The 9668-nt window shown below is 68.0% G+C and carries 8 protein-coding genes; 5 read left to right on the top strand and 3 right to left on the bottom strand.

Features of this window, described 5'->3' with window-relative positions:
- Positions 1-22 precede the first annotated feature (22 nt).
- Positions 23-343, top strand: coding sequence for a thioredoxin TrxA (gene trxA / locus HRJ34_RS19860; protein WP_012048890.1), 321 nt, complete (start codon positions 23-25; stop codon positions 341-343).
- Between the two features lie 130 nt (positions 344-473).
- Here trxA and HRJ34_RS19855 read toward each other — a convergent pair whose 3' ends face one another.
- The 3 genes from HRJ34_RS19855 to argJ all read right to left on the bottom strand — a co-directional run bounded on the left by HRJ34_RS19855 (position 474) and on the right by argJ (position 3204).
- Complete coding sequence (locus tag HRJ34_RS19855) at positions 474-1274, bottom strand: inositol monophosphatase family protein (RefSeq protein ID WP_016744325.1); 801 nt, start codon at positions 1272-1274, stop codon at positions 474-476.
- On the bottom strand, positions 1274-1885 hold the full coding sequence (locus HRJ34_RS19850; protein ID WP_208632185.1) for a glutathione S-transferase: 612 nt from the start codon (positions 1883-1885) through the stop codon (positions 1274-1276). The genes HRJ34_RS19855 and HRJ34_RS19850 overlap by 1 nt, the downstream gene beginning before the upstream one ends.
- A 95-nt stretch (positions 1886-1980) precedes the next feature.
- Positions 1981-3204: a bifunctional glutamate N-acetyltransferase/amino-acid acetyltransferase ArgJ gene (argJ, locus tag HRJ34_RS19845; protein WP_208632184.1), complete on the bottom strand. Its 1224-nt coding sequence runs from the start codon at positions 3202-3204 to the stop codon at positions 1981-1983.
- A 168-nt stretch (positions 3205-3372) separates the two neighbouring features.
- On the opposite strand from argJ, the gene HRJ34_RS19840 reads away from it, so the two are divergent.
- From HRJ34_RS19840 to HRJ34_RS19825, 4 genes are all read left to right on the top strand, one after another.
- Complete coding sequence (locus tag HRJ34_RS19840) at positions 3373-3960, top strand: energy transducer TonB (protein ID WP_208632183.1); 588 nt, start codon at positions 3373-3375, stop codon at positions 3958-3960.
- A gap of 102 nt (positions 3961-4062) precedes the next feature.
- Positions 4063-6801, top strand: a complete 2739-nt coding sequence (gene secA, locus HRJ34_RS19835; RefSeq protein WP_208632182.1) for a preprotein translocase subunit SecA — start codon at positions 4063-4065, stop codon at positions 6799-6801.
- Positions 6802-7042: 241 nt separating this feature from the next.
- On the top strand, positions 7043-7414 hold the full coding sequence (locus HRJ34_RS19830; protein ID WP_208632181.1) for a YbaN family protein: 372 nt from the start codon (positions 7043-7045) through the stop codon (positions 7412-7414).
- A gap of 242 nt (positions 7415-7656) precedes the next feature.
- Complete coding sequence (locus tag HRJ34_RS19825) at positions 7657-9531, top strand: PAS domain-containing hybrid sensor histidine kinase/response regulator (RefSeq protein WP_030092016.1); 1875 nt, start codon at positions 7657-7659, stop codon at positions 9529-9531.
- The last annotated feature ends 137 nt before the right edge of the window (positions 9532-9668 follow it).

Below are 9668 nucleotides of genomic sequence, written 5' to 3'. Positions count from 1 at the left end.
CCCGTAACCAAGGAGCGTATTCATGCCCACCAAAGCGATCACCGACTCGTCCTTCCATGACGACGTCATCAGTGCCGACAAGCCCGTCCTCGTCGATTTCTGGGCCGAGTGGTGCGGCCCGTGCAAGATGATCGGCCCGGCCCTGGAGGAGATCGCCGACGAGCTCGGCGAGAAGGTGACGATCGCCAAGATCAACATCGACGACAATCCCGACGCCCCCGGCAAATATGGCGTGCGCGGCATCCCGACGATGATCCTGTTCAAGAACGGCCAGCCGACCGCGACCAAGGTCGGCGCCGCGCCGAAGAGCCAGCTCAAGGGCTGGCTGGAAGGCGAGCTGTAAGAACACGCCTGAAACCCCCTCTCCCGCTCGCGGGAGAGGGTTAGGGGAGAGGGAGTGACGTGGAGGGCATCGAGTCCCTCCCGCTCTGCCCCTCTCCCAACCCTCTCCCCGGAGGGGAGAGGGCTTATCCTCAATCGAACAGCACCGCCTTGGCCAGCGCCCATGTCTCGGGCGAATTGGCGGCGATCGCGCCCTTGCCCGGCACGTCGAGCCGATAGGGCGCGCCGTCGTTGCGCGCGATCGTGCCGCCGGCTTCCTCCAGCATCAGCGCCCCCGCCGCATGATCCCAGACATGGGTGCGCTCGAACAGCGCGATGTCGTTGGCGCCGAGGATCAGCCGCGGATATTGCTCGCCCGCGCAGCGCGGGATGTCGACGATCTCCAGCCTGCCCTCGGCGCGGCGGCGGACGTCGGCCTGGCGGTCCGCCGGCATGAAATAGGTGGCGATCGCCGCCTTGGGCAGCCCGTCCGCCGACCGGCGCGCGCGCACCCGCTCGCCGTCGATGAAGCAGCCGCGTCCCCGCGCCGCATGGACGATGCGGTCGATCACCGGATCGTAGATCCAGCCCGCCTCGCGCGCGCCGTCGACCGCGAGGCCGATCATGATCGCGAAGGGGCTGTGCCCCTCGGTGAAATTGTTGGTGCCGTCGAGCGGATCGATGATCCAGGCGACGCCGTCGCCGACATGGTCGACGATCGCCGGGTCGGCGGCGGCGGCCTCCTCGCCGATGATCCGCGCGCCGGGCAGCAGCCGGCCGAGCGCCTCGCTCAGCCGCGCCTCCGATTCGCGATCGACGATGGTGACGAAGTCGCCGGGGCTCTTCTCGGCGAACTGGTCGGCGGCGAGCTTGCGGAAGCGCGGCATCATGATGTCGCGGGCGACGCCGCGCATCAGGTCGAGCACCGGCCGGTAAAGATCGTGCACCGGCATCAGCTCAGCGGGATCGCCACGCAGCCGGCATAGCCGGGCCGCTGCCGCAGCCGGGCGTACCAGTCGGCGACGTGCGGCCGATCGGGCCGATCGATGTCGAGCGCGTACCAGCTATGGACATAGACGCCCATCGGGATGTCGCCGATCCCGAAGCCGTCGCCCGACAGCCAGGGCCGTTCGGCCAGCGCCGCGTCGAGGATCGCCATCATCTCGCCCGCGCGCCGGGCCGAGGCCGCGACCTTCGCCGCGTCGCGATCGGCGGGCGCGGTGCGGACGAGCTGGATGAAGGCGTCGCGCTGCGCCTCGGCATAGCCGAACTGCCAGTCCATCCAACGATCGGCGAGCGCCCGCGCCCGCAGGTCGGCGGGCCACAGCGCGGGCGCATAGGCCGCCGCGAGGTAGCGCAGGATCGCGTTCGATTCCCACAGCACGAAGCCGTCGTCGTCGATCGTCGGAACCAGCCGGTTGGGGTTCATCGCCAGATAGGCGTCGGTGAAGCCGAAGCTCCCGCCGATGTCGCGCCGCTCATGCGCGATCCCCGCCTCGACCGCGAGCCAGGCGACCTTCTTGACGTTGTGCGAGTTGAGGCGGCCCCAGATGATCAGCGACATTGGTCTTCCCTCCCAGCGGCCGAGAAACCGCGCCGCTCTCTCCCTATCGTCATTCTCGCTTTCGCGGGAATGACGTGAGAAGAGGCACGATAGCCTCAGCTCCGATAATCGGCGTTGATCGAGATATAGCCATGGGTCAGGTCGCAGGTCCAAACCGTCGCGCGGCCGTTGCCAAGGCCGATGTCGACGCCGATCTCGATCTCGCGGCCCTGGAGGTGGGCGGCGACCGGCGCCTCGTCATAGCCCTCGACCGCGAGGCCGCCGGTCGCGACCTGGGTCGCGCCGAAGCGGATCGACAGCCTGTCCCGCTCGGCCGGCTCGCCCGCCTTGCCGACCGCCATCACCACCCGGCCCCAATTGGCGTCCTCGCCCGCGATCGCGGTCTTGACCAGCGGCGAGTTGGCGATCGACAGCGCGATGCGGTGCGCGCTGGCGTCGCTCTCGGCGCCCTCGACGGTGACGGCGATGAACTTCGACGCGCCCTCGCCGTCGCGGACGACGAGCTGGGCGAGCTCGAGGCAGACCGCGTTCAGCGCCGCCTCCAGCGCGTCGGCGCCGGGATCGTCCATCGTCTCCAGCCGCGCATGGCCGGCCTTGCCGGTGGCGAAGGCGAGCACGGTATCGCTGGTCGAGGTGTCGCCGTCGACGGTGATGCAGGAGAAGCTGCGGGCATTGGCGCGGTTGAGCATCGCCTGGAGCAGCTCCGGCGCGATCGCGGCGTCGGTGAAGACGAAGCCGAGCATCGTCGCCATGTCGGGGGCGATCATCCCCGATCCCTTGACGATTCCGACCAGCTCGACCCGGGCGCCGCCGACCATCGCCGAGGCGCGCGCCGCCTTGGCGAAGGTGTCGGTGGTCATGATCGTCGCGGCGGCCTCCTCCCAGCTCGCCTCCGGCGCGCGCAGCACCGCGTCGATCCCGGCCTCGGCCTTGTCGATCGGCAGCGGCACGCCGATCACCCCGGTCGAGGCGACGAAGACGTCCGACGGGCGGCAGCCGATCGCGCCCGCCACCCGCGCGGTGATCGCCTCGACCGCGGCGCGGCCACGATTGCCGGTGAAGGCGTTGCTGTTGCCGGCATTGACGACCAGCGCGCGCGCCTGGCCGAGCGGCAGCGCGGCGCGGCACCATTCGACCTCGGGCGAGGGGCATTTGCTGGTGGTCGTCACCCCGGCGACGACGGTGCCCTCGTCGAACGCGGCATAGGTCAGGTCGGCCCGGTCCCAGCGCTTGTAGCCCGCGCGCGCCACCGCGACGCGCGCGCCGGCGATCGGCGGCAGATCGGGAAAGGCGGCGGGGGCGAGCGGCGAACGGTCCATGGCACAACTCCGGAAAGGCTTGGCGGCGCTATAGAAGCTGGGGGAAGGGATGGAAATATCGCAGATGATCGTCCGATATTTCCTGCATTTCCATTCAGATCGGATGATGAAGCGGCTGGAAATGCCGCCATCGGCACGGCAGGCTGCGCGCTTCAAACGAGGGTTCACATGATCCGTCAATCTTTGTGCCTCCTGGCGCTACCCCTGCTGGTCTGCGCCGCCAAACCTCTTCCTACCAAGCTCAGAACCATCGGAAGTCCAGGCGACTGGATCCGGCCGGAAGATTATCCCAAGCGCGCCTTGCACGACCGGCGAGTCGGCATCGTGGCGTTCGAACTCGAGGTCGACGCACAAGGCCGGGCGGAGCACTGCATGGTGCTGGAATCGAGCGGCACGCCCGAATTGGACGAGGCCGCCTGCACGCTGGTGAAGGAACGGTCGCGCTTCGAGCCTGGCCGTGACGCACGCGGAAAGCCCATCGGCGGACGGTATCGCAACAGGGTTCGCTGGCAACTTCCCGATATCGGACCTTTCGCGCCGATCGACTTCATGATCGAGTTTGACGTCGACACGAACGGGACGGTGAGCAACTGTCATATCACGAGCAAGCCGACGGCACCGGACCTCGACTCCGGCTGCGCAATGGTGGCGGAGGACATGAAGACGAGAGCGCCCCCCAGCCAACCGTCCCATGTGAGGATGCGAACTTCGATCGAGGTGGAGGAACTCCCGTCCGATCCGAAGGCCCCGAATTGACGTAGTCGGCGGCGACACCTATCTGCACCGGGTTCATTTGCGCGGCGGCCGCGAGGCCGCCCGCGCGCCCTTGTCTCAAGGCCCATGTCTTAAGGAATGCCCATGCTCGGCGGCCTCGCCAAAGCCATCTTCGGATCGTCGAACGATCGTTATGTGAAGTCGCTGCGCCCGATCCTGCAGAAGATCGCAGGATTCGAGCCGACGCTCGAGGCGATGAACGACGAGGAGCTGGCCGCCCAGACGGTCAAATTCCGCCAGCGGCTCGACGCCGGCAAGACGCTCGATTCGCTGCTGCCCGAGGCGTTCGCGACGGTGCGCGAGGCGGCCCGCCGCGTGCTGGGCCAGCGCCATTACGACGTGCAGATGATCGGCGGCATCGTCCTCCATCGCGGCGAGATCGCCGAGATGCGGACCGGCGAGGGCAAGACGCTGGTCGCGACGCTGGCGGTCTACCTCAACGCCCTGCCGGGCGAGGGCGTCCACGTCGTCACCGTCAACGACTATCTCGCCACCCGCGACGCGGAGTGGATGGGCCGCGTCTACCGCTTCCTCGGCCTGACCGTCGGCGTGATCGTGCCCAACCTGTCCGACCAGGAACGGCGCGACGCCTATGGCGCCGACATCACCTACGGCACGAACAACGAGTTCGGCTTCGACTATCTGCGCGACAACATGAAATATGACCGCGCGCTGATGGTCCACCGGCCGTTCAACTTCGCGGTGGTCGACGAGGTCGATTCGGTGCTGATCGACGAGGCGCGCACCCCGCTGATCATCTCCGGCCCGACCGACGACAAGTCCGAACTGTACATGCAGGTCGACGCGATCGTGAAGCAGGTCACCAAGGACGATTACGAGTTCGACGAGAAGCAGCGGTCGGTGGTGCTGACCGAGGACGGCACCGAGCGGATCGAGCGGCTGCTGGAGGCGGCGGGCCTGCTCGAAGGCGGCAATCTCTACGCCTATGAGAACACCCAGGTCGTCCATCACCTGAACCAGGCGCTGCGCGCCAACGTCGCCTTCAAGCGCGATACCGACTATATCGTCAAGGACGAGAAGATCATCATCATCGACGAGTTCACCGGTCGCATGATGGACGGTCGGCGCTGGTCGGACGGCCTGCACCAGGCGGTCGAGGCCAAGGAAGGCGTCAAGATCGAGCCCGAGAACCAGACGCTCGCCTCGATCACCTTCCAGAATTATTTCCGCATGTACCCCAAGCTGGGCGGCATGACGGGCACGGCCGCGACCGAGGCCCATGAATTCTACCAGATCTACAAGATGAACGTCGTCACGATCCCGACGAACCTGCCGGTCAAGCGGATCGACCAGGACGACGAATTCTACAAGAACATGCTCGATAAATTCGCCGCGATCACCCAGGCGATCCGCGAGGCGAAGGAGCGCGGCCAGCCGGTGCTGGTCGGCACCGTGTCGATCGAGAAGTCGGAACTGCTGTCCGAGTTCCTGACCAAGGAGAAGGTCGAGCACAAGGTGCTCAACGCCCGCTACCACGAGCAGGAGGCGCACATCGTGGCGCAGGCCGGCCGGCTCGGCGCGGTGACGATCGCCACCAACATGGCGGGCCGCGGCACCGACATCCAGCTCGGCGGCAACCTCGAATTCCGCATGCTCGACGAGCATCCCGCGCTCGAGATCGGCACCCCCGAATTCGACGCGGCGGCCGAGCGCATCCGCGGCGAGATCATCGCCGAGAAGGAAGCGGTGCTCGCCGCCGGCGGCCTGTTCGTGCTCGGCACCGAGCGGCACGAGAGCCGCCGCATCGACAACCAGCTGCGCGGCCGGTCGGGCCGCCAGGGCGATCCGGGCCTCAGCCGCTTCTACCTGTCGCTCGACGACGACCTGCTGCGCATCTTCGGCCCGCAGACGATGTTCGCGCGGATGATGAACAAGAACCTCGCCGACGGCGAGGCGATCGTCAGCCCGTGGATATCCAAGGCGATCGAGACCGCGCAGAAGAAGGTCGAGGCGCGCAACTACGACATCCGCAAGCAGGTCGTCGAATATGACGACGTGATGAACGACCAGCGCAAGGTGATCTACGAGCAGCGCGCCGACATCATGGATGCCGAGACGGTCGACGACGTCGTCACCGACATGCGCGCCGACACCGCCAATGCGATCGTCGGCGGCTGCTGCCCGCCGCACAGCTATCCCGAGCAGTGGGACGTCGACACGCTCAAGCTGCGCTCGGCCGAGACGCTGGGCATCACGCCGCCGTTCGACGAGTGGATCGAGCAGGACGGCATCGATCCCGAGATCCTGGCCGAGAAGGTGCTGGCCGAGGCCGACGCGGTGATCGCCGCCAAGCGCGCGACGATCGACGACCAGAGCTGGCACGGCATCGAGAAGAGCGTGCTGCTCCAGACGCTCGACCATCACTGGAAGGAGCATCTGGCGACGCTCGACGCGCTGCGCCAGGTGATCCACCTGCGCGCCTATGCGCAGAAGACGCCGATCAACGAATATAAGCACGAGGCCTTCGCGCTGTTCGAGCGGATGCTCGTCGCGATCCGCGAGGAGGTGACCCGCGTCCTCGCCCATGTCCGCTTCGAGATGGCGCCGCAGGACTATGCCGAGCTGCCGCCGATGCCCGACTTCGTCACCGAGCATGTCAACGCGCTGACCGGCGAGGATAATTCGGGCGACCGCGACGGCGGCACGCTGGGGATCATCGGCAGCCGGGTGCCGCAGGCGATCGCCGCCCCGGCCGGCGACGGGTTCGAGATCACCCCGGAGATCGCGGCGACGCTCGGCCGCAACTCGCTCTGCCCCTGCGGCTCGGGCCGCAAGTACAAGCATTGCCACGGCGCGCTCTAAGGCCCTTCCGGATGCGAGGGAATCTCATCGCTTCCCTCGACCTTCCGTCATTCCCGCGAAAGCGGGAATCCACGGTCACGGACCATCCGGCCCCCTGCCCGCCGCCGTCCATGGATTCCCGCTTTCGCGGGAATGACGACGGAGGCTGGATCGGATCGTACGATCATCATCCCCTGAAAGAGGGGCATGACCAAGCTCGACCGGAACATCTCTAGCATGGCGCTGGCGCACGGCGGCCGCCATGCATAATCCCATCAAGCGCTGGGGCTGGTTCGCGCTGGGATGGGTGATGGTCGCGCTCGGCTTCATCGGGGCGCTGCTGCCGGTGATGCCGACGACGATCTTCCTGATCCTCGCCGCCGCCTGCTTCAGCCATTCGAGCCCGCGCTTCGAACGCTGGCTGCTCGACCATCGCTGGTTCGGCCCGCCGATCCGGCGCTGGCGCGAAAACGGCGCGATCCCGCGCAAGGCGAAGATCGTCGCGATCGTCAGCATGGCCGGCGGCTATGGCGTGCTGCTGGCGACCGCCGCGCCCGCCTTGTGGATTTGTCTGGCCATCGCGGCGGGGCTGATCGCCTGCGCCGCCTATGTCGCGACCCGGCCCGACGGCTGACGGCCGGGGCGGCGTATCGGCCGCCCGGCGGGCGGTTCCGCAATTAACGAAAGTTTACATCAATCGCTTTCCCTTAACCTCTTTCTGTAACTAAAAGGCCGCAGGGCAGGCGCCTGGGGCCAGATTCTTTCGGGCGGACCCGCCCGCAAGATCGCGTTCCAGCCGAGGGGAGCAGGTCGATTTCGCTTGAGAGGACAGCCGAGGCCAACCGCCTGCTGACGATTGCCGAATCGCTCGCGGGAATGGGCCATTGGCGTTCCGATCGCGGCCGGAACAGCTATGTCTGGTCGCCCGAGATGTACCGCATCCTCGGCTTCGCGCCCGACACGGCGCCGACCAGCGAGATGATCCGCGCCCATTACCATCCCGACGACGTCGACAAGGCCGACCTCGCGGTGGCCGAGACCTTCCGCACCGGATCGCTGCCGATGACGCGGCTGCGCTGGATGCGGCCCGACGGGCGGACGATCCACATCCAGATCGCCGGGCAGCTCGAAGGGCCCGAGACGATCATCGGCATCCTGCGCGACGTGACCGAGGAGGTCGAGACCGAACGCGCGCTGATCGCCGCGCGCGACCAGGCCCGCGCCGCCGAACGGACCCGCGCCGAGATGCTCGAGGTGGTGAGCCACGAGATCCGGACGCCGATGCACGGCCTGCTCGCCGCGATCGACGCGCTGCGCCGCGAGCCGCTCGACGGCGCGCGCCAGGCCCAGCTCGCCAGCCTGAACCAGGCGGCGACGACGGTGATGGGCGTGATCGACGACATGCTCGACTATAGCCGCATCGAATCGGGCCGGGTGGTCATCGAGAGCATCAATTTCGACCTGGTGTCGGTGGTCCGCACCACCATCGACCTGCACAACGGCGCGGCCGGAGCCAAGGGCCTCGGGCTCGACGCGTTCGGCCTCGACGGCGATCCCCGGCCGGTGCGCGGCGATCCGGCCCGGCTGCAGCAGCTTCTGTCGAACCTGATCAGCAACGCGATCAAGTTCACCGAGACGGGCAGCGTCTCGATCAGCCTGTCGCCGACCCGGTCCGACGGCGACACCGACTGGTGGATGATCATCGTCCGCGACAGCGGGCGCGGCATCGGGCAGGAGGCGCTCGGCCGCATCTTCTCGCGCGGGGAGCAGGTCGACGCGGCGCGGATGCGGCTCCAGGGCCGCACCGGCCTCGGCCTCGCGATCAGCCAGCAGCTCGCCGAGGCGATGGGCGGATCGATCGCCGCGTCGAGCGATCCGGGCAAGGGCACGACCTTCTCGGTCGAGCTGCCGTTCAAGCGCGCCGACGCCGCGGCGGCCGAGGCGATGGCCGGCAAGGCGACCGGGCCGATGCGCATCCTGCTGGCCGAGGACAACCCGATCAACCGCCGGCTGATGGCGGGCCTGCTCGCGCGCGAGGGGCACGACGTCGTCGCGGTCGAGGACGGCCGCAAGGCGCTGGGGGCGGTCGCCACCCAGCCGTTCGACCTGGTGCTGATGGACATGCAGATGCCCGAACTCGACGGGATCGAGGCGACCCGCGCGATCCGCGCGCTCGATCCGCCCGCGTCGGACACGCCGATCCTGGCGATCAGCGCCGATTCGATGCCCGAGCGGCGGCGCGTCTATTTCGAGGCGGGGATCGACAGCTTCCTGCCCAAGCCGATCGTCTCGGGCCAGCTGCTCGACATGATCGGCACGATGCGCCGCAACCGGCCGGCCACGAGCGCGGCGGGCGACAGCTTCGACCGGGAGCGGCTCAACCTGCTCGTCGAGACGGCGGGCTATGCCGATGCCGCGGTGCTGATGAAGATGCTGATGTTCGACGTCAGCGACCGGCCCCGCCGCATCGCCGCCGCGGTGCGCGCGCAGGCCTGGGACCTGGCGATGGCCGAGACCGAGGCGCTGCGCACCCTGCTCGACAGCTTCGGCACCTTCAGCCTGTCGCGCCTGCTCGCCGCGATCGCCCGGCAATGCGCCCGGCAGACCTGCCCCCCGGCGGTGCTCGACGAGCTGTTCGACCAGGCGAGCAAGCTCGGCATATTGCTCCAGCACGAGGTCGGATCGGTCCCCACCCAGATCGCCCAGGCGATCGATAATGTGGTGGAAACCGATTTCTCCCGAAATCGGTAGTTTGTTTGTTGGGCCCTCAAGCGCCGGGCGCCGGGCATCCGCCCGGCTTGGCTATCCTCGCATAAGCTCGGGCGGCCATTCGGCCTTGCGGGACGCTGCGCATCCCGTTCCACCGCAAGAGATCGGCATCGGAGCCC

It is taken from the genome of Rhizorhabdus wittichii (assembly GCF_017607425.1).
Taxonomy (GTDB): Bacteria; Pseudomonadota; Alphaproteobacteria; order Sphingomonadales; family Sphingomonadaceae; genus Rhizorhabdus; species Rhizorhabdus wittichii.
Note: the sequence above shows the minus strand (reverse complement) of the source record. Positions and strands in the feature narration are given on the sequence as shown.

Bases quoted from the DNA above. Each gene is read 5' to 3' on its own strand.
- HRJ34_RS19825 (WP_030092016.1), top strand. From the start codon at position 7,657: ATGGGCCATTGGCGTTCCGATCGCGGCCGGAACAGCTATGTCTGGTCG.
- HRJ34_RS19830 (WP_208632181.1), top strand. From the start codon at position 7,043: ATGCATAATCCCATCAAGCGCTGGGGCTGGTTCGCGCTGGGATGGGTG.
- HRJ34_RS19855 (WP_016744325.1), bottom strand. From the start codon at position 1,274: ATGCCGGTGCACGATCTTTACCGGCCGGTGCTCGACCTGATGCGCGGC.
- HRJ34_RS19850 (WP_208632185.1), bottom strand. From the start codon at position 1,885: ATGTCGCTGATCATCTGGGGCCGCCTCAACTCGCACAACGTCAAGAAG.
- secA (WP_208632182.1), top strand. From the start codon at position 4,063: ATGCTCGGCGGCCTCGCCAAAGCCATCTTCGGATCGTCGAACGATCGT.
- HRJ34_RS19840 (WP_208632183.1), top strand. From the start codon at position 3,373: ATGATCCGTCAATCTTTGTGCCTCCTGGCGCTACCCCTGCTGGTCTGC.
- trxA (WP_012048890.1), top strand. From the start codon at position 23: ATGCCCACCAAAGCGATCACCGACTCGTCCTTCCATGACGACGTCATC.
- argJ (WP_208632184.1), bottom strand. From the start codon at position 3,204: ATGGACCGTTCGCCGCTCGCCCCCGCCGCCTTTCCCGATCTGCCGCCG.